The following is a 19635-nucleotide window of genomic DNA, read 5'->3' as shown; positions in this document are numbered from 1 at the left end:
GACTTCATTCTGCCAGGGACTGATCCACCAGCTCGATCCAGTGCCGCACGGGCGTGCGACCGGCGCCGTCGAGGTGGTTCTGGCAGCCGACGTTGGCAGTGACGATCAACTCCGGCTGGCCACTTTCCAGCGCATTGAGGCGGTTATCCCGCAGTTGCCGCGCCAGGGCCGGCTGGGTCAGCGAATAGGTGCCGGCCGAGCCGCAACACAAATGGCCGTCGGGCACCTCGGTAAGGTTGAAACCCAGCCGCGTCAGCAGCGCCTCGATGCTGCCGGCGAGTTTCTGCGCGTGCTGCAAGGTGCAGGGGCAATGCACGGCAATGCGCTGGTTCCTGGCCGCGCAGATCTGTTCCAGCGGTTCCTTGCCGAGCACTTGCACCAGGTCCAGCGCCCGCTCACTCACCTGCCTGGCCTTGGCGGCGTAGGCCGGGTCATGCTCCAGCAGGTGCCCGTAGTCCTTGATGAATGCGCCACAGCCGCTGGCCGTCTGGACGATGGCTTCAGCGCCGTTTTCCAGGTGTGGCCACCAGGCGTCGATGTTCTGCCGGGCGCGATCCAGCCCAGTGGCCTGGGCGTCGAGGTGATAATCCAGGGCGCCGCAGCAGCCGGCCTGCGCACAGGTGATCACGCTGATGCCGAGTCGATCCAGCACTCGTGCTGCCGAGGTATTGGTGTTGGGCGACAGGCCCGGTTGCACGCAACCTTCGAGCATCAACACCGTACGTCGATGCCGCAGAGGCGGGCGCTCGCCGTGAGGAGGGGAAGGGCGGGGCAACTTGGCGCTCAGGTTCGCTGGCAGCAACGGACGGAAGATCGCTCCAAGACGCAGCAGGGCCTTGAACCGATCGGGGCTGGCGGCCAGGCTTCGCAGCCCCAGGCGCAGCGCGCGTTGGTCGGCGGGACGCGGCACGGCTTGGTCGACCACCGCCCGGCCGATGTCCAGCAGGTTGTGGTAATCCACGCCGGACGGGCAGGTGGTCTCGCAGTTGCGACAGGATAGGCAGCGATCCAGGTGCAGCTGGGTGCTGGCCGTCGCCGGCTGGCCTTCGAGCACTTGCTTGATCAGGTAGATGCGTCCGCGCGGGCCGTCCAGTTCATCGCCGAGCAATTGGTAAGTGGGGCAGGTGGCATTGCAGAAGCCGCAATGCACGCAGCTGCGCAGGATCCGTTCGGCTTCTTCGGCGCGGGGTAGATTTTTGCTTTCCTCACTGAACCGAGTCTGCATAGGTAGTGTCCTGTATCACAAATGCTGTTTCTTTTTGACGGCGTCTGTTGTCGTCATGCTGCGTTGCCGCTCCTCGCCATAGCGGGCTATGACTCGTCGCGGCGCCTTGCCTGACGACAACAGCCACTCGTCAAAAAGGAACGCATTTGCGACACAGGACACTAGAACTCCAGATACATCCGACCAGGGTTGAAAAGCCCCAGGGGATCGAGCTGGGTCTTGAGCTGCCGGTGATAGCGCAGCAGCGCCGGGGCCAGTGGCTGGAACGGTGTGTCGCTGGCACCCTGACGATAGCAGGTGGCATGGCCACCGACTTCATGGGCCAGGGTTTGCACCGTGTCGGCCTCGGTTTTCAACCAGCGTTGGGCGCCGGCCCAGTCGATCAACTGCGCGCCGGGCAGGGTGAGCGGCCCGGTATGGTTGGGCAGCGACAGGCGCCACAGCGGCAAGCCTTCATCGAAGAAGGCCAACTGATGTTCATTGAGTGCCGTCCAGTATTGATCGTCGATCACCTCGCCACCGAAACGCTGATGAGCGGCGCTGACCGAGCCTTCGCCACCCTCCAGGCGCAGGTGCAGGCAGTCGCCGTCATGGCTGGCTGCGCTGATGGGCAGGGGCTGACGGCCCCATTCGGCGAGTTTTTCCAGGGCCTCGGTGCTGTCCAGTTCCAGGCGGATACTCAGGCTGTGACGGGGCTTGGGCAGGACCTTCAAGGAAACTTCGGTGATCACCCCCAGGCAACCGAAACTGCCGGCCAACAGGCGCGACAGGTCGTAGCCGGCGACGTTTTTCATCACCTCGCCGCCGAAACGCAGCAACGTGCCGTGGCCACTGATCAGCCGCGTGCCCAGGACGAAGTCGCGCACCGAACCGGCCCACGGTCGACGCGGCCCCGACAGCCCGGCGGCGACCATGCCGCCGACCGTGGCGTCATCGCCAAATGCTGGCGGTTCGCAGGGCAGCCGCTGCCCGGCGGCGTCGAGGGCGGCAAGCAGTTCCCGCAGCGGGGTGCCGGCCCGGGCCGTGATCACCAGTTCGGTGGGGTCGTAGTGGACGATGCCACGATGCACGCGGGTGTCCAGCACTTCGCCGGCCACTTCGTGCCCCAGGAAAGCCTTGCTGTTGGCCCCCTGGATGCGCAGCGGCGTGGCGTCGGCCCGGGCGCGATTGACCTGTTCGAGCAGCAGGTGGCTGGCGTCCTGGTCGGCTTCGCGGTTCATCAGAAACGCTCCAGTTCAGGAAACGGCAGTTGTCCGCCATGGATGTGCATGGCACCGAATTCGGCGCAGCGGTGCAGGGTGGGGATGTTCTTGCCGGGGTTGAGCAGGCCTTGGGGATCGAATGCTGCTTTCACCGCGTGGAACAGGTTCAGTTCGTCGCTGTTGAATTGCGTGCACATCTGATTGATTTTTTCCCGGCCGACACCGTGTTCGCCAGTGATGCTGCCACCTACCTGGACACACAGTTCGAGGATTTTCCCGCCCAGGGTTTCGGCGCGCTCCAGTTCGCCGGGCTGGTTGGCATCGAACAGGATCAGCGGGTGCATGTTGCCGTCACCGGCGTGAAAAACGTTGGCGACGCGCAGGCCATGCTCGGCACCGAGGCTGGCGATGCGCTGCAGTACCTCGGGCAGGGCACGTCGCGGGATGGTGCCGTCCATGCAGTAATAATCCGGCGCCAGGCGACCCACCGCCGGGAAGGCGTTCTTGCGCCCCGCCCAGAAGCGCAGCCGCTCGGCCTCGTCCCGCGCCTGGCGCACCTCGGTGGCCCCGGCCTGCTCCAACACCTGGCGGACCTGTTCGCAATCGTCATGGACATCGGCCTCTACCCCGTCCAGTTCGCACAGCAGGATCGCTTCGGCCTCCACCGGATAACCAGCGTGGATGAAGTCCTCGGCGGCGCGGATCGCCAGGTTGTCCATCATTTCCAGGCCGCCGGGGATGATCCCGGCGGCGATGATGTCGGCTACCGCTCGCCCGGCCTTGTCCACCGAATCGAAACTGGCCAGCAGCACCTTGGCGACCTGGGGCCGGGGCAACAGTTTGACCGTCACTTCGGTGATCACCCCCAGCAAACCTTCGGAACCGGTGAACAGCGCCAGCAGGTCCAGGCCCGGCGAGTCCAGGGCTTCGCTGCCGAGGGTCAGGCGCTCGCCTTCGATGGTGAGGATTTCCAGCTTCAACAGGTTGTGCACCGTCAGGCCGTACTTGAGGCAGTGCACGCCGCCGGCATTTTCCGCGACGTTGCCGCCGATGGAACAGGCGATCTGCGACGAGGGATCCGGCGCGTAATACAGCCCGAACGGCGCCGCCGCCTGGGAGATCGCCAGGTTGCGCACACCGGGCTGAAGACGTGCGGTGCGGGCGTCGGGGTCGATGTGCAGGATCTGGTTGAACCGCGCCATCACCAGCAACACGCCGCTTGCCAGGGGCAGGGCGCCGCCGGACAGGCCGGTCCCGGCACCCCTGGCGACCACCGGCACATTCAGCCCATGGCAGAGCTTGAGCAGCGCTTGCACCTGCTCGACTCGCTTGGGCAGTACCACCAGCAGGGGCGTGGTGCGGTAGGCCGACAGGCCATCGCATTCGTAGGGCTTGAGATCTTCCTCCTGATGCAGGATGTCCAGGTCTGGAACCTGTGCCTGCAAGGCTTGAAGCAGCGCCTGTTTGTCCACCTTGGGCAAGGGGCCGTCGAGGTGTTCGTCGTAGAGGATGTTCATGAAGTCGATACCTCTGAGTCGGCTCGAATCCCTGTGGGAGCGAGCAAGCTCGCTCCCACAGGGATTCATTTTGTTATTTTCGCATCGCCGTCACTGCCCCAGCCCCTTGAGAAATTCCCGGTACAGCGCCGCGGTTTTTCCCGGTCGTTCGACCATGGGCATGTGGCCAATACCGTCCCAGATTTCCACCCGCAAATCGGCGATGCCCTTGCTCCACACCGGCACGCTGCTGACGTCGATCAACCTGTCCTTGCGCCCCCAGAGTAGCAGCGACGGGGCGCGGATGTCGGCCAGGCGCGGTTCCATCGGCGGGCTGGCGCGAAAATCGACGAAGATCTCCGCCAGTTCCTCGCGGCGCTGTTCGTAACGTTCGGCCATTGCCGCCAGCACCACGCTGGGCACCCAGGGCGGGGAGGCCATGGTCATTGCGTAGAACGGCGCGAAATCGTCCCGCGAGTCGACGAGGAACGGGTTATGCCCGGCGGCCAGGTGGCGTTCCATGTCGCTGGCCTGGGGCGCGGTGACGCCGGCCGGATCGATCAGCGCCAGGGTCAGCACGCGCTCGGGCGAGGTGGCCGCCAGCCATGCGGCGAGGTAACCGCCCATGGAATTGCCAATCACATGGACCTTGTCCAGGCCACAGGCGTCGAGCAACTCGATGACCCGCCGGGCCTGGGTCGGGATGTCATAGCCGCCGCCGGCCTTGAAGCCGGTTTCGCCATGGCCGGCCAGGTCGGGCACCACCACCCGGTAGTCGCCGACAAAATGTCGGGCGAAGCGCAGCCAGAGATTCTTGTCGGCGCTGTAGCCATGCAGCATCAGGATGCTGCCGGACGCTTCATAAGGCCCGCCTTGCCAGGTCGATACGGTCATCTCGCTGATGGGGACGGTGATCTTGTGCAACCGGTAGAGACGTGCCTCCAGCGCCATGCCCATGTCGTACAGCACATGGCCGATGCCTGGATATGTCAACCAGCTCCAGGCGATAAACACGGCAAGGACTACCCACAACACCAGCATGTTTTGCCCCCCATGGGTCAGGACAGAATGTGATCGGCCAGTCTGAGCCGACGGGCCAGATATTCTTAAGTGAAGCTGAAACCCGAGCACATCGCGATGACATGGCGCATTTGCTTTGCTACTTGCTATGACAGCCGCCGGATGACTCATGTATAGCCAAGATCCGCGGCAGGGCCCGACATTTGAAGGAGAATAAATACCCCCTCATTCAGTGGTGGCTATTTGATGCTGCCCTGATAGACTCCAAGCTACCCCCCGTCCCAACGACTTGGGAAACCCGCGGTGCAGAGGTTCCTATGCAAAAAACGGGAAAAAAGGGACGGACGCTGGCCAGGAGGCTTTATATATCGCGCATTCTGGGCCTGACGCTGGGGTTGCTGTTGGTGAGTGCTGCCGTCTTTCCCCTCGAGCCGGCGCCGTGGGTCTGGGGTTTCATGCTGTTCAACGGCCTGCTCTGGCCACACTTGTCCTACGGGTGGGCCCGGCGTTGCTCGGTGCCGTACCAAGCCGAACACATCAACTTATTGATCGATGCGGCGCTTGGCGGCTTCTGGGTCGCGGCAATGCAGTTCAACCCGCTGCCCGCAGCCGTCACGCTGGCGATGATGGCGATGAACAATGTCGCCATTGGTGGCCTGCGTTTCCTGCTCATTGGGGCCTTGGCCCAAGTGGCCGGCATTGTCGTGGGGGTGCTGATCTTCCCGCTGACCAGCGTGCCCATGACCAGCCCGGCGCAGATCTATGCTTGTTTGCCGTTGCTGTGCCTGTATCCGATGGCGCTGGGTTGGTTCTGCTATCGCCAGGCCTACATTCTGGGCCGGCAGAAACGCGAGTTGCTGGCCCTGAGTCGCACCGACAGCCTGACTGGTTTGCTTAACCATGGCGCCTGGAAAGATCGCCTCAACGAGGAGTTCCAGCGCTGCCAGCGTCACCCGAATGACGGGGCAGGGCGCGGCGCGATTGCGCTGATCGACATCGATCATTTCAAAGCCATCAATGACACCTATGGCCATGTCGCCGGCGACATCGTGCTGCGCCAGCTTGGCAAGATGCTCAAGCAAAACCTGCGCGCCGCCGATGTGGTCGGGCGTTATGGCGGGGACGAGTTCTGTGTGATTCTGCCGGACCTGACGCTTCACAACGCCGTGCAGGCCATGGACGGCTTGCGCGAGCGCTTTGCGACGCTCAGCTATGAACAGAACCCGGCGCTGAAGGTGAGCCTGAGTATTGGCCTGGCGGCCTTCAACCCGGCTTATGGCGATGCGACCCATTGGCTCAATGATGCCGACCAGGCGCTTTACGAGGCCAAGACCGGCGGGCGCAACCGGGTCACGTGTTACCGGCATCGGCAGGTGTTGGAGGTATCGGCCATTTCTCCCTGAGGTGGCCACCTGCGGTCTAGAGCCTTGACCCATTGTCGGGTAGGGTGCCTCTGGCACTCTTTCGATACGGAACAAGGATGAAATCATGATGATGACCGCTCTTCGCTCCCGTCTGGCCGTCAGTCTTGGCCTGAGCCTGGCCCTCGGCGCCTTTGCTCCCGTTGCTTTCGCGCAGCCCCATCAACAAGTCCTGAGCGACGCCGAACAGTACAAGGGCGAGGCCCTGAAACTGCTCGAACGCTTGGTGAACATCGACTCCGGCTCAGGCTATGTGCCGGGGCTGACCCAGGTCGGTGACATTGCCATCGATGAATTGCAGAAGTTGGGCGCCACCATCGAAAAGGTGCCTAACTCGGACGGCACCCAGCACATCCTGGCGACCCTCAAGGGCACCGGCAAGGCAAAAATCCTGCTGATGGCGCACATGGACACGGTGTTCAAGGAAGGTTCGGCCGCCGAGCGTCCCTTCCACATCAAGAACGGCCGGGCCTACGGGCCGGGGGTGATGGATGACAAGGGCGGCATCGTCGCCGGGATCTACGCCTTGAAGGTGCTCAAGAACCTGGACTTCAAGAACTACGCGCAGATTACTTTCCTGCTCGACGCCAGCGAAGAAACCGGTTCGGACGCCGCCACCGACCTGATCAAGAAAACCGCCAAGGCCCATGACGTGACGCTCAACCTCGAGCCGGGGCGCCCGGCCGATGGTCTGGTGGTGTGGCGCAAGGGCAGTGCCACGGCGCTGGTGGAGGTCAAGGGCAAGGCGTCTCACGCCGGTGTCGCGCCGGAGTTGGGGCGCAATGCGGCGATGGAAGCCGCGCATCAGATCTTGCAACTGGGCAAGCTCGGCGACGCGGAAAAGAAAACCACCATCAACTTCACGGTGATCAAGGCCGGCGACCGGACCAACGTGATTCCCGACCAGGCGAGCGCCAAGGCGGATGTGCGGGCAGCGGTGCCGGAAGAGTTCGACCGCATCGAAAAAGACCTGGCCCGGGTGTCGCAGGACAAGTTGATCGCCGACACCGAAGTCACCACCAGCCTCAAGCGTGGCTTGCCACCGATGCCGCAGACGGCGGAGTCGGACCGGTTGATGGCCATGGCCCAAGGCATCTATGGCGAACTGGGGCGCAAACTCACTGAAGAAGGTAGCGGTGGGGCGGCGGATGCCAGCCTGTCGGCCGGGGTTGGTACGCCGACGCTGGATGGCTTTGGCATTGTTGGCGGCAACATCCATACGCCGGAGGAATACGCCGAAGTCGAGAGTGTGGTGCCAAGGATTTATCTGTTGTCGCGGATGATCATGGAGTTGGCGGGGCGGTAAAGCGCTGCCCATTTTTTAAAGGATCGAAACATCGCACCGTCCCGCTGTGGGAGCAAGGCTTGCCCGCGATGCAGATGACGCGGTCTCCTGGGGAACCGAGGTGCCTGCATCGCGAGCAAGCTTTGCTCCCACTGGGATTTGTGTTGCGCCGCTTCGATCGTTCGGTGGCGGCTATACGCAGGTTGGTAGACCGGGTACCAAGGCAAACCCAGCGCGCCACAAGGGCGCCCCGCGCACAGCCGCCATAATAAATATGCCGGAGCCGTGCGCCTTAGTTTTACCCGGGCTACCAAACCCGATTGCTGATTCGTCAGCGACCCGGAAACGATAAAGCCCTGGCCTCAAGGCGCGCAAGCCGGCGGATTCTGGCGTAGTTGTAGGTAACGGCGCAAGACGATGTGGCTCGGTCCTACCCCGAGGCTAATGTGATAAACATCCAGGCTTTTGTAGTGAGGGAATTTAGCGAAATGTCGCAGCGTCCTGCTGTGGGAGCAAGGCTTGCCCGCGATGCAGATGACGCGGTCTCCTGGGGAACCGAGGTGCCTGCATCGCGAGCAAGCTTTGCTCCCACAGGGATTTGTGTTGCGCCGTTTGACCTGGTTCAGTAGACCCAAACCTCAACCCGTCGATTCCTGACCCTTCCTGCATCCTCGCTGTTGGCCGCCACCGGCATCAATGCGCCGAACCCCCGTACCTCTCGCAACGCCACGCCGTATTTGACCAGTTCGCGCCGCACCGCCATGGCCCGCAGTTTTGACAGAAGGTCGGCCCGCGCCGGGTCGTCCTTGGCGTCGCCAAACCCCACCAGGGTCACACGCCGGTCGGTTTTGCCATGCTGCTTTATATAGTCGAGCACGCGGCCCAGGTCCTGGTGGGCCTTGTTGTCCAGGCTGGCGCTACCTTCTTCGAAGCGGAAGTTCACGGTCAAGCGTTGGGCGTGGCGGCTCAGGGCCTGGTAACCCTCGGGCATCAATGCATTCGGCGTGACGGCCATGGCCTGGACGGTTTGGGCGATGAATCCATTGGCCGCGACGATGGTCTGGCCCTGCTCGCTTTGGGTGAACGCCACCAGCGCCTCGGCCCACGGGTTGGTCGCCTGGGGTGGCAAATAAAAGAACAGGCGCCGGGACAAGGGGTAGTCCTCGGTGGCGATCAGGTTGTTCAACGGCAACATGGGTTGGGAATCACCGTCGACAATCGCCAGTGCCTTGGCCTGGCGCACATAGGGCAAACCGATGAAGCCGATGCCTTGCGGGTCCTGGCTGACAGCGTCGGACAACTGTTCGCTGGATTCGAAGCGCCGTGCTGTAGGATCCAGCCGTTTTCCCTGTCGGCTGAGGACCAGTTCCTTGAAGGTGTCGTAGGTGCCGGACTGTTCATCCCGGGCATAAAGATGAATCGGCCCGCCAGCACCGCCCACGGCTTCCCAGGTTTTCGCCTCGCCACTGAATATCCGCGCCAGTTGCACGGTATCGAGCTGACGCAATGGGTTCTGCGGATGAAGAATAATCGCCAGGCCATCAATGGCGATGACCTGCTCGGCGGTGGGACTTTTCAGGTCGCCCAGGGACGACAGTTCCTTCAGCTCACTGTCCTTGATCGGTCGTGAAGAGGCGGCCAGGTCGGCGTTGCCCTGCTTGAGGGCGGCGAAACCGGTGCTGGAGCCGTGGGCGGCAATGTCGATTTCCACTCGCCGACCGTCAGTGGTCTGGCCGACGATCCGCTGCTCATTATCCGTGCCGGTGATTTCGGCGCTCACTTTGAGCAGCCCCTGGCTTTCCATCAGCCCTTTGACCAGCGCCGGGCCGAGCGTTGCCCCTATGGTATTGGAGCCTTGAAGGCGCAGGGCCGGGCCGGATTCTGGAAGAGGCAAGCCGGGAACAGGCTCGCGTTCAGCGCAGATCGCCAACGGCAGCCACAACGCCATTATCCAGACCACGCACAGACGCATGCCGACACCTTCAGAACCCAGGGAAGTGCCGGGAGAATAAGTCAGGCAGATGACTAAACGATGACAGGGCGATTGCGTTCTTAAGCGCCGGACTCCATTGCTGCCAGCTCGGTCACCAGATGTTCGATCAACGCCCTCACGCGCTTGGGTTGGACGCGGGCAGTCGGGTAGACGATCTGCAGTAGCGTGCTGCCGGCCGTGAACTCCGGGAGTAACTCCACCAACCGCCCGCTCTTGAGATCGTCGCGCACATCCCAGATCGACTTGAGACTGATGCCGTGTCCCTCCAGGCACCACTGGCGTACGAGGCCGCCGTCATTGGCGATTCGCCGACCCTGGACCAACACGCGATGCACCTCGCCGCGTCGGCTGAAGGTCCATTCCCGCGCCGTATTGATGCCCAGGCGCATCACCAGGCATTCGTGTCGGGTCAGTTCGGCGGGGTGCGTTGGCGTGCCATGACGCGCCAGATAAGTGGGCGCGGCACAGACCACGCGACGGTTTTCCCCCAAGGGCCTGGCGCGCAGTGAGCTGTCGGCCAAGGCGCCATAGCGAATGGCGAAATCGAGCCCCTGGCTGACCAGGTCCACGTAGCCGTCGCCCAGGTCCAAATCCAGGCTGACATCTGGATGCTCATCGAGAAATCGCGACAGGATGGGGTCGATGTATTGGCGTCCCAAATCTTGCGGGGCACTCATGCGAATCGGCCCGCTGAGGGTTTGGGTGCCGGCGCGAATGCTGCTGTGCAACTCGCCGGCTTCGGCCAGTAACCGGCGGGCCCCTTCGACCAGCAACTTGCCTTCGTCGGTCAGGCTGATCGCACGCGTGGTGCGATTGAGCAGGGTGGCGCCGTAGTAGGTTTCCAGGGTGGCGAGCCGTTCCGAGACCGAAGCGGGGGACAGCCCCACCTCCCGGCCGGCAGCAGAGAGTCCACCTTTCTCAACGATGAGTAGAAAAAGCTCGAGGTTCTTCAGGAACATTATTCGGTAATTCCGAAATGTATTTTCGCCAGTGGATCAATTATCAGGAAAACACGCAAGGCATACCTTAGTGCCTCAGACGATTGCACTTCAGTGTTTTTTCCAGGAGTCCGCCATGGCCATTTCCGAGGTACCCGATGCTACTCACAACCCCGAACGCAGGACCTTCCTGGCCCAGGCGAGCGCTGGTGCTGCGTTGCTGGCGGCGGGGGACCTTTTGACGACGGGCTCGGCGCAGGCCGGTATCTCGACAAAAGCCGTCGGCGTTTCCAAGAATGGTTTCTGGCCGGGCGACACCCGCTTGGTGATTTCGATTTCCATGCAATTCGAAGCCGGAGGGCAACCGCCCAAGGGGACCGACAGCCCGTTTCCCCCAGTGGATTTCCCTGACAGTGTCCCCTCCGATCCGGCGACCAATACCTGGTTTGCCTACGGCTATCGGGAAGGTATCCCACGCATGCTGGATTTGTGGGACCGCCATGACGTCAAGGTCACGTCCCATATGATCGGCGAAGCGGCGCGGCGCCAGCCGTCCCTGGCACGGGAGATTGTTGCGCGCGGTCACGAAGCGGCCGGCCATGGCCCGCGTTGGAGTTCGCAGTTTGCGATGAGTCGCGAGGAGGAACGGACGTTCCTGCGCCAGGCCGCCCAGATGGTGCAGGAGGTCACCGGGCAGCCGGTCACCGGTTACAACTGCAACTGGTTGCGCCGGGGGCCCAATACCCTGGCGTTGCTGCAGGAGCTGGGCTACCTCTACCACATCGATGACGTCAGTCGCGACGAGCCCTTCATCGAATCGGTCAATGGCAAGGACTTCGCAGTGGTCCCCTACACATTGCGCAATAACGACATCGTGCTGATCGAAGGCCGGCATTATTCGCCCCAGGCCTTCCTGGAGCAGGTAAAGCTCGATTTCGACCAACTCTACGAAGAAGCCGGCACACGGCGGCGAATGATGTCGATCAGCGCCCATGACCGTATCAGCGGCACGCCGCAAATGGTGCGGGTCTGGGATGAGTTCCTGCGTTACGCCAAAAGCCACCCGGGCGTGACGTTCATGCGCAAGGACGATATTGCCCGCTACACCCTCGCCAGTGCGCTGTCGGTGCGTGAAGCCGAAACGCTCTGAAGCCTTTTTACAAAACCGGGCCCCGGCCCTTGATCGACCCGAAGGAACCTACCATGCCGTTCTCATTCCTTGCCCTGCCTGGCGGCTTGCGCCTGGCCGGTTTTTCCCTGGCCCTGGGCCTGTCGCTGGGGGCCTCGGCCGCCACCGATGCGCTCGTGGCGCCCCAGAGTCTGATTGTCGACCAGAGCCTGTCGGCGTGGCAGGCGTCCGCCATGATCCTCGCGGCCCGGCGTTATGACACGTTCTGGCACACCGGAGACGAAGCGCTGGCCCGCGAAGCCCTGGCGCCTGGCTTCATCGACAAGACGCCACCTGCCGGGCGCAAGCAAGGCCCGGAAGGACCGTTACTGGCGTCTCGAGCCTTCCGTGGCGCAGTGCCGGATCTCAGTTGTGTCGTGGAACAGATGTTGGTGGTGGGGGATCGGGTCGTGGTGCACCTGCGCTTTCGCGGCCATTTCACCGGCACCTTTGACCAGCTCCGGGGCCAGGGCCAACCCGTGGAGTTCATCGCGACGGATATCTATCAGGTGGACCAAGGAAAAATCGTCGCCAACTGGCACATCGAGGACAACTTGAGCCTGTTCAAACAGCTGGGTGCTCTCTGACAGACAGGCTCGCCTTTGGCGAGCCGTTTTGCTGATCAGCTCAACTGCAACCAGATCGGCGCATGGTCCGACGGTTTTTCCATGCCTCGCAGTTCGTAGTCCACGCCGGCGTCCTTGACCCGCGGCAGCAGGCCGTGGGAGGTGAGGATCAGGTCGATGCGCAGACCGCGCTTGGGCTCGTCCTCGAAACCGCGGCTGCGGTAGTCGAACCAGCTGAAGCGGTCGGTGACGTCCGGGTTCAGGTGGCGGAAGCTGTCCACCAGGCCCCAGTTCTTCAGGCGGGCCATCCATTCGCGTTCTTCCGGCAGGAAGCTGCATTTGCCGGTTTTCAGCCAGCGTTTCATGTTGTCCGGGCCGATGCCGATGTCGCAGTCTTCCGGGGAAATGTTCACGTCGCCCATCACCACCACCGGCTGGTCGTTGCTGAAGCGGCTTTCCAGCAGTTGCTGCAAATCGCTGTAGAAACGTTCCTTGGCCGGGAATTTGGTCGGGTGGTCGCGGCTTTCACCTTGTGGGAAATAACCGTTCATGATGGTCACCGGCACGCCGTTGGCATCGGCGAAGGTGCCCCAGATGAAGCGCCGCTGGGCATCCTCGTCGTCGCCCTCGAAGCCCTTGTACAGGCTCAGTGGCGCCTGGCGGGAGAGCAGGGCGACGCCGTAATGGCCCTTTTGCCCGTGGTAATGCACGTGGTAGCCCAGGGCCTGCACCTCGGCCAGGGGGAATTGTTCGTCGTGGACCTTGGTTTCCTGCAGCCCGATCACGTCCGGCTGGTGCTTCTCGATCAGCGCCGCCAACTGATGGGGGCGGGCGCGCAGCCCGTTGATGTTGAAGGAGACGATCTTCATGGTCGGCTGTCCTGGCAAAACTGCGATGCTAGCTGACATGTCGGAACACGGCCAGCGTGGCAGTAGGACAAATGCGCTGCTAATGTCCTGTGGGTGTAGGAACGATCGCAACCCAATCGGGTTCGTACTCAATAAGAGCAGGGCCTCATCGAGCCTCGCCCCAGGAGAACTACCGTCATGCCTGAAACCGCCACCGCCATCGCCGACATCCATATGCTCGACAGTGGTTATTCCCGTGAAGCCCGTTCGTTGCTGTACCAGGCCTATCGCCACGAGCCGACTTTCAGCTACCTGTTCGAATCCGAGCGTCCCGGTTATGAACAGCGGGTACGGGCCACGGTGCGTGAGCTGGTCAAGCAGCATTTTCTCCAGGACCTGCCGGCCATCGGCTTGCTGGTCAACGACCGCCTGATTGGCATCGCCCTGATCGCCCCGCCGCAGCGGCGCCTGGGCATCACCGAAAGCTGGGCCTGGCGCCTGCGGATGGTCTTGAGCACTGGTTTTCGTTGCACCCGGCGCTACCTGGAATACCACGCGGCGGTGCTGGCCTGCCTGCCGTCGGATGCGGTCCATGTATTGCCGCTGCTGGGGGTGCATCCACAGTTCCAGGGCAAGCATTTCGGCGAACAGTTGCTCGAAGCGGTTCATAACTGGTGTGCGGTGGACGAGCATTCCCAGGGCGTGGTGCTGGACACCGGCAACCCACGTTACCTTGAGTTTTATAAACGCCAGGGTTACGAGGAAATCGGTGAAGTGGCGGTAGGACCGATCCGCGAGCATGTGTTCTTCCACGCCAACCCGCAGGTCCTGCAAAGCGCAACGGCATAGTCTGGCGAACTTTTGCGAAATGTCCGGCTCTATCAAGCACCTACGCTCGTGATAGCATCCGCGCCATGAACCTCCCAGGAAGAATGACCAGTGGCGCGCTCCTGCTGTCTCTCAGTTGCGCAGCGCTGGCAAACAGCGAATTGGAAGTACGGGTCAAGCCGTCCAACGATGAACTCAAGGCCAACGTAGAAGGTTACATCGGCGGCGTGGGTGATCGTGACGAGGAGGCCTTGCTGCGCTTCAGCCGTGGTGCCGAGGAGCAGGCGCGCAAGGCCGCCCAGGCGTTGGGCTACTACCAGCCGCAGATCGACAGTGAGGTCAAGGGCGGCAAGGACCCACGCCTGGTGCTGACCATCGACCCCGGCGAGCCTGTGCATTTGCGCAACGTCACCGTGCGCATTGATGGCCCGGCGGCATCGCTCAAAGCCTTTCGCGTACCCAGCAACGCCGCCCTCAAGCCCGGCGCGGTGCTCAACCATGGGCGCTACGAAGACGCCAAGCGAATCATCCAGAACCAGGCCTCGCGCTATGGTTTTTTCAGCGGGCGTTTCACCCAGCAGAAGCTGTTGGTTGACCCCCAGGCGGGCATTGCCGACATCGAACTGATTTACGACAGCGGCCCGCGCTATGCCTTGGGCCCGGTGAGTTTTGAGGGTGATACGCCGTTCGACGAAGATCTGCTGCAGCGCATGGTGCCGTTCAAGGCCGGCACGGCGTACGACTCCGAACTCATTGCAGAGCTCAACCAGGCCCTGCAATCGAGCGGTTATTTCGAAGGCGTCCGGGTGGATGCCGCACCGACGGCGGCCACTGACAACGTGATCCCGGTGGCGGTCAAGCTCGACACGCGCAAGCCGCGCACCATGGGCCTGGGCCTGGGTTTTTCCACCGATGTCGGCCCACGGGTCAAAGCCAATTGGACGCGTCACTGGGTCAACCCCCAGGGCCACAGTTATGGCTGGGAAGCGGAAGTGTCGGCGCCCCGGCAGAACGTCGGCCTGTGGTACGACGTGCCGCTGGATCCGCCGCTGACCGACAAGATACGTTACGCCGGCGGTTATCAATATGAAGAACTGGCCGGCACCGACAGCCTCAGCAAACTGCTCACCGTGGGCCCGGAATGGCACAGCAAGTTGCCCAGCGGCTGGCAGCGGGTGGTGTCGCTCAAGTGGCAGCGCGAGGAATATCGCCTCGGCGACGATGCGGGCCTGAGCACACTGCTGATGCCGGGCCTCAGCTATTCCTACCTGCGCAGCGACAACCGCATCGATCCGCACAACGGTTACCGCTTGCAGTTCGACACCAAGGTCGCCAAGGAAGGGCTCGGCTCGGACAACAACCTTTTATACGGCACCGCCATGGTCAAGGGCCTGACCACGGTGTTCGACAAGCATCGTTTGCTGGCGCGTGCGCAGATCGGCGGCAGCGCCACCAATGGCTACAAATCCATCCCGCCGTCCCTGCGCTTTTTTGCTGGTGGCGACCAGAGCGTGCGGGGTTACGACTACCAGAGCCTGTCGCCGGAAAACGCCGAGGGCGACCGTATCGGTGGTCGCTACATGGTCGCCGGCAGCCTCGAGTATCAATATTCAATCGCGGAAAAATGGCGGGTGGCGACGTTCATCGACCAGGGCAACTCGTTCAACAGCCTTGAACTGCCGAGCCTCAAGACCGGCGTGGGCGTCGGCGTGCGCTGGGTTTCGCCGGTGGGTCCGATCCGCCTCGACCTGGCCCATGCGATAGACGACGACGGTGGTATCCGCTTGCACTTTTCCATGGGGCCTGAGCTGTGACGCGTGGTTTGAAGATAACGCTGCTGGCGCTCGCCGGGGTACTGGTGGCGCTCGTGCTGGCCTTGAGCGTGGTGCTGGGCACGGCATTGGGCAGCCGTTGGGCCCTCGGCCTGGTGCCGGGGCTGACCGTGGAGAATTTCCAGGGGCGGCTGGGCGGACAGTGGAGCGCCGATCACCTGCTGTGGCAGCAGGACGCCAGTCGGGTGGAAGTGGATCGGCTGATATTCGCCTGGTCGCCGCTGTGCCTGGCACGCATGACCTTGTGCATCGAACAGCTCAAGGCCGACCAGGTCGCCTTGCAATTGCCAGCCTCTGCCGATGAGCCGAGCAGCGGCCCGATCAGCTTGCCGGATCTGGATTTGCCACTCGCCATCGAACTGGGCGACGTGCAGGTCGGCAGCCTGTCGTTCAACGGCAGCGAGCAGCTCAAGGGCCTGCAATTGGTTGCCCACTGGACCGCCGCGGGCATGCAGATCGATTCGGTGCAGTTGCAGCGCGATGAGCTGAGCCTGAAACTCTCCGGTCTGCTGAAGCCGGGCGGCGACTGGCCGTTGAACGCCGAGGGCCGGTTGACCTTGCCGGCGCCGGGCGCAACGCCCTGGGCCCTGGACCTGAAAGTCGACGGCAACCTGCTCAAGACCCTCAACCTCAAGGCCGACAGCAGCGGTTACCTGCAAGGCCAGTTGAACGGTGAGCTGCAACCGTTGGCGGACAACCTGCCCGCCAAGGTGCGCATCACCGCCGACGGCTTCAAGGCCAGTGCCGATTTGCCCGACACGTTGTTGCTCAATCAACTGGAATTGACCGGCGAAGGCGATCTGAAAAACGGCTATCAACTGCTCGGCAAGGCGACGCTGCCCGCCGAAAAAGGGCCGGTGGCGTTGTTGCTGCAAGGCACGGTGGACGCCAACGGCGCGCAGATCGCCGGCCTGGATCTGGATGCCGGCGATCAGCAAAGCCTGAAACTCAGCGGCCAATTGGACTGGCGCGAAGGCCTGCGCGCCGAGGCGAAAGTCGCCTGGCTGGATTTCCCCTGGCATCGCCTCTATCCGCTGATCGACGAGCCACAGGTGACGCTGCGCAGCTTCGACGGCGAAGTCTCCTACACCGATGGCCAATACCTGGGCAACTTCCAGGCCGCGCTGGACGGACCCGCCGGGGCCTTCAGCCTGGGCAGCCCGTTCAGTGGCGACCTGACGCAAATCCATTTGCCGCAGCTCAAGCTCGCGGCGGGGCAGGGCAAGGCCGAAGGGCACCTGAGCCTGCAATTTGTCGAGGGCATTGCCTGGGACACGGCGCTGCAACTGTCGGCCATCAACCCGGCGTATTGGCTTGGCGAACTGCCCGGGACCCTGGCCGGGCCGTTGCGCAGCAAAGGGATGATGAAGAACGATCGCCTCGATCTCGACGCGGACCTGGACCTCAAGGGCAAACTGCGTGGCCAGCCCGCGGTGTTCCAGGCCAAGGCCAGCGGCGCTGGCGAGCAGTGGAAGCTCAGCGCGCTGGATATTCGCCTGGGGGATAACCGCATCAACGGCAGCGGCAGCCTGCAAGAGAAGCTGACCGGCCAGATCGACATCAAGCTCGCACGCCTGGCTCAGCTCTGGCCGCAATTGCGCGGCCAAGTCGTCGGCCGTGTCGACGTGGCCGGCACGCTCAAAGCCCCCCAAGGCAAGCTCGGCCTGCAAGGCACGCAACTGGCCTTCCAGGACAACCGCCTGCAAAGCCTGAACCTGGATGCGATCCTCGACAGCGCCCAGCGCGGCAAGCTCGACCTCAAGGCCAGCGGTATCCGCGCCGGCGAAACGTCACTGGGCGTGCTGACGGTCAGCGGACAGGGCGACATCAAACGGCAAGCACTCAACCTCGACTTGCAAGGGCCGCAGCTCGACACGACCCTGGCACTCGATGGCGCGCTCGACCAAGGCAATTGGCGCGGGCGCCTGGCCAGCGGCGACGTGCAGGCCGGCGGTCAAGCCTGGCGCCTGCAAGCCCCGGCTAAACTGGAGCGCCTGGCCGATGGCACGCTCAACGTCGGCGCGCATTGCTGGCGTTCAGGCGAGGCCAGCCTGTGCGGTGAGGACCAGCGGCTGATGCCGGAACCGAAGTTGCGCTATCACCTCAAGCAATTCCCCATCGAAAGCCTGGCCCAGTGGATGCCCAAGGATTTTGCCTGGCAGGGCCGGCTCAACGCGGACCTGCAACTGGACCTGCCGGCCAGCGGTCCGAATGGCCGGATCCTGGTGGACGCCAGCGGCGGTACTTTACGGATTCGGGACAAGGAGGGCGATAAGGCGCAATGGCTGGACTTCCCCTACCAGACCCTGACGCTCAACAGCCGCCTGACCCCCAAGCGCATCGACACCGACCTGAATTTCGTCGGCGCCAGGCTCGGCGAACTGATGCTCCAGGCACAAATCAACCCCATACCGGCCAGCAAACCCGTCAGCGGCTCGTTCCGCCTGACCGGCCTGGACCTGTCCGTGGCGCGGCCATTCGTGCCGATGGTGGAAACCCTCACCGGTCACCTGAACGGCAGCGGAACCTTGTCTGGTGGTCTGCTTGCGCCCCAGGTCAACGGCAACCTGGTGCTCAGCGACGGTGAAGTGTCTGGCCCGGAACTGCCGGTCAGCCTTGAAGCCTTGCAGATGCGGGCAGCGATTACCGGCGAAGCGGTGCAGCTCAATGGCAATTGGAAAAGTGGCAAGAGCGGGCAGGGCAGCCTGAACGGCAACATCGGCTGGGGCGACGCCCTGACCATGAACCTGGCCCTCAAGGGTTCGCAACTGCCAGTCACCGTCGAGCCTTATGCGGTGCTCGACGTGGCGCCCGACCTGAACATCACCATGCACGGTGAGCGGCTTTCCATTGCCGGCAAGGTCCTGGTGCCCAAAGGCGAGATCACCATCCGCGAACTGCCGCCGTCCACCGTCAAGGTTTCGGATGACACGGTGATCGTCGGCCACCAGACCGAAGAGGGCAAGGCGCCGCTGGCCATGGCGATGGACATCGACGTGATCGTCGGCCAGGACAAGCTCGCGTTCTCGGGTTTCGGCCTGACCGCCAACGTGCAGGGCCAGGTTCACATCGGCGACAACATGGACACCCGCGGCGAGCTCTGGCTCAACGACGGTCGTTATCGGGCCTACGGGCAACGGCTGACAGTGCGGCGGGCGCGGCTGCTGTTCGCCGGGCCCATCGACCAGCCCTACCTGGACATCGAAGCGATCCGCCAGACCGACGACGTGATCGCCGGCATCCGCTTGAGCGGCAGCGCCGAACAACCGACCACGCAAATCTTCTCGGAACCGGCCATGAGCCAGGAACAGGCGTTGTCCTACCTGGTGCTGGGCCGGCCGCTGAGCACCACCGGCGAGGACAACAACATGCTCGCCCAGGCGGCGCTGGGCCTGGGGTTGATGGGCAGCTCGGGGGTGACCACCAGCCTGGCCAATAACCTGGGGATCGAGGATTTCCAGCTCGACACCCAGGGCAGCGGCAATGCCACCAGCGTGGTCGCCAGCGGCAACCTGTCGGAAAAACTCAGCCTGCGCTACGGCGTCGGCGTGTTCGAGCCGGCCAACACCATCGCCCTGCGCTACAAGCTCAGCAAGAAGGTCTACCTCGAAGCCGCGAGCGGCGTCGCCAGCTCGCTGGACATCTTCTACAAGCGCGATTTCTAACCTTCCCCGAACCCCCCTTTGTGGGAGCGGGCTTGTGTGGGAGCAAGGCTTGCCCGCGATATAGGCAACTCGGTCTATCAGTCGAACCGAGGTGATGCTATCGCGGGCAAGCCTTGCTCCCACAGGACCAGCTCCCACACACTTCATG

General features: G+C 63.2%; 14 protein-coding genes. 7 read left to right on the top strand and 7 right to left on the bottom strand.

Annotation, left to right across the window (positions count from 1 at the left end; translation table 11 throughout):
- Positions 1-4 precede the first annotated feature (4 nt).
- The 4 genes from glcF to F7R20_RS20445 all read right to left on the bottom strand — a co-directional run bounded on the left by glcF (position 5) and on the right by F7R20_RS20445 (position 4964).
- The gene (glcF, locus tag F7R20_RS20465) at positions 5-1225 is read right to left on the bottom strand and encodes a glycolate oxidase subunit GlcF (protein WP_003203704.1); all 1221 of its coding nucleotides are present in this window, start codon (positions 1223-1225) and stop codon (positions 5-7) included.
- A gap of 161 nt (positions 1226-1386) precedes the next feature.
- Complete coding sequence (gene glcE / locus F7R20_RS20455; RefSeq protein ID WP_003203703.1) at positions 1387-2445, bottom strand: glycolate oxidase subunit GlcE; 1059 nt, start codon at positions 2443-2445, stop codon at positions 1387-1389.
- Positions 2445-3944, bottom strand: a complete 1500-nt coding sequence (gene glcD / locus F7R20_RS20450; protein ID WP_003203701.1) for a glycolate oxidase subunit GlcD — start codon at positions 3942-3944, stop codon at positions 2445-2447. Before glcD ends, glcE begins: the two co-directional genes overlap by 1 nt.
- A gap of 90 nt (positions 3945-4034) precedes the next feature.
- Positions 4035-4964, bottom strand: coding sequence for an alpha/beta fold hydrolase (locus F7R20_RS20445; RefSeq protein ID WP_003203699.1), 930 nt, complete (start codon positions 4962-4964; stop codon positions 4035-4037).
- 296 nt (positions 4965-5260) lie between these two features.
- Here F7R20_RS20445 and F7R20_RS20440 point away from each other — a divergent pair, with 296 nt between their 5' ends.
- Positions 5261-6346 carry a diguanylate cyclase gene (locus F7R20_RS20440; protein WP_003203697.1) on the top strand — a complete coding sequence of 362 codons (1086 nt, stop codon included), beginning with the start codon at positions 5261-5263 and terminating at the stop codon, positions 6344-6346.
- An 85-nt stretch (positions 6347-6431) separates the two neighbouring features.
- Entirely contained in the window at positions 6432-7670 is a 1239-nt protein-coding gene (locus F7R20_RS20435) for a M20/M25/M40 family metallo-hydrolase (RefSeq protein ID WP_003203695.1), read from the top strand.
- 601 nt (positions 7671-8271) lie between these two features.
- Here the strand turns inward: F7R20_RS20435 and F7R20_RS20430 are convergent.
- Positions 8272-9597: a substrate-binding domain-containing protein gene (locus F7R20_RS20430; RefSeq protein WP_085983275.1), complete on the bottom strand. Its 1326-nt coding sequence runs from the start codon at positions 9595-9597 to the stop codon at positions 8272-8274.
- Between the two features lie 104 nt (positions 9598-9701).
- Positions 9702-10601, bottom strand: coding sequence for a LysR family transcriptional regulator (locus F7R20_RS20425; protein WP_003203691.1), 900 nt, complete (start codon positions 10599-10601; stop codon positions 9702-9704).
- Positions 10602-10716: 115 nt separating this feature from the next.
- On the opposite strand from F7R20_RS20425, the gene F7R20_RS20420 reads away from it, so the two are divergent.
- Together F7R20_RS20420 and F7R20_RS20415 are read left to right on the top strand one after the other, a co-directional pair.
- Entirely contained in the window at positions 10717-11730 is a 1014-nt protein-coding gene (locus F7R20_RS20420) for a polysaccharide deacetylase family protein (protein WP_003203689.1), read from the top strand.
- Between the two features lie 53 nt (positions 11731-11783).
- Positions 11784-12335 (top strand): ester cyclase, encoded by a 552-nt coding sequence (locus F7R20_RS20415; protein ID WP_003203686.1) that lies wholly within the window; start codon positions 11784-11786, stop codon positions 12333-12335.
- A gap of 35 nt (positions 12336-12370) precedes the next feature.
- Here the strand turns inward: F7R20_RS20415 and xthA are convergent, their stop codons facing one another.
- Positions 12371-13183, bottom strand: a complete 813-nt coding sequence (gene xthA / locus F7R20_RS20410) for an exodeoxyribonuclease III (protein ID WP_003203684.1) — start codon at positions 13181-13183, stop codon at positions 12371-12373.
- A gap of 177 nt (positions 13184-13360) precedes the next feature.
- On the opposite strand from xthA, the gene F7R20_RS20405 reads away from it, so the two are divergent.
- The 3 genes from F7R20_RS20405 to F7R20_RS20395 all read left to right on the top strand — a co-directional run bounded on the left by F7R20_RS20405 (position 13361) and on the right by F7R20_RS20395 (position 19487).
- Positions 13361-14011 carry a GNAT family N-acetyltransferase gene (locus F7R20_RS20405; RefSeq protein WP_003203682.1) on the top strand — a complete coding sequence of 217 codons (651 nt, stop codon included), beginning with the start codon at positions 13361-13363 and terminating at the stop codon, positions 14009-14011.
- A gap of 65 nt (positions 14012-14076) precedes the next feature.
- Positions 14077-15804 (top strand): autotransporter assembly complex protein TamA, encoded by a 1728-nt coding sequence (locus tag F7R20_RS20400; protein WP_081352564.1) that lies wholly within the window; start codon positions 14077-14079, stop codon positions 15802-15804.
- Positions 15801-19487 (top strand): translocation/assembly module TamB domain-containing protein, encoded by a 3687-nt coding sequence (locus F7R20_RS20395; RefSeq protein ID WP_003203678.1) that lies wholly within the window; start codon positions 15801-15803, stop codon positions 19485-19487. The genes F7R20_RS20400 and F7R20_RS20395 overlap by 4 nt, the downstream gene beginning before the upstream one ends.
- The last annotated feature ends 148 nt before the right edge of the window (positions 19488-19635 follow it).

Origin of the sequence: Pseudomonas brassicacearum subsp. brassicacearum, assembly GCF_008801605.1 — a bacterium.
Lineage (GTDB): Bacteria > Pseudomonadota > Gammaproteobacteria > Pseudomonadales > Pseudomonadaceae > Aquipseudomonas > Aquipseudomonas brassicacearum.
This window is presented reverse-complemented; position numbering and strand designations above follow the sequence as displayed.

Coding starts and splice junctions, on each gene's coding strand:
- glcF (WP_003203704.1), bottom strand. CDS start 1,225: ATGCAGACTCGGTTCAGTGAGGAAAGCAAAAATCTACCCCGCGCCGAA.
- glcE (WP_003203703.1), bottom strand. CDS start 2,445: ATGAACCGCGAAGCCGACCAGGACGCCAGCCACCTGCTGCTCGAACAG.
- glcD (WP_003203701.1), bottom strand. CDS start 3,944: ATGAACATCCTCTACGACGAACACCTCGACGGCCCCTTGCCCAAGGTG.
- F7R20_RS20445 (WP_003203699.1), bottom strand. CDS start 4,964: ATGCTGGTGTTGTGGGTAGTCCTTGCCGTGTTTATCGCCTGGAGCTGG.
- F7R20_RS20440 (WP_003203697.1), top strand. CDS start 5,261: ATGCAAAAAACGGGAAAAAAGGGACGGACGCTGGCCAGGAGGCTTTAT.
- F7R20_RS20435 (WP_003203695.1), top strand. CDS start 6,432: ATGATGATGACCGCTCTTCGCTCCCGTCTGGCCGTCAGTCTTGGCCTG.
- F7R20_RS20430 (WP_085983275.1), bottom strand. CDS start 9,597: ATGGCGTTGTGGCTGCCGTTGGCGATCTGCGCTGAACGCGAGCCTGTT.
- F7R20_RS20425 (WP_003203691.1), bottom strand. CDS start 10,601: ATGTTCCTGAAGAACCTCGAGCTTTTTCTACTCATCGTTGAGAAAGGT.
- F7R20_RS20420 (WP_003203689.1), top strand. CDS start 10,717: ATGGCCATTTCCGAGGTACCCGATGCTACTCACAACCCCGAACGCAGG.
- F7R20_RS20415 (WP_003203686.1), top strand. CDS start 11,784: ATGCCGTTCTCATTCCTTGCCCTGCCTGGCGGCTTGCGCCTGGCCGGT.
- xthA (WP_003203684.1), bottom strand. CDS start 13,183: ATGAAGATCGTCTCCTTCAACATCAACGGGCTGCGCGCCCGCCCCCAT.
- F7R20_RS20405 (WP_003203682.1), top strand. CDS start 13,361: ATGCCTGAAACCGCCACCGCCATCGCCGACATCCATATGCTCGACAGT.
- F7R20_RS20400 (WP_081352564.1), top strand. CDS start 14,077: ATGAACCTCCCAGGAAGAATGACCAGTGGCGCGCTCCTGCTGTCTCTC.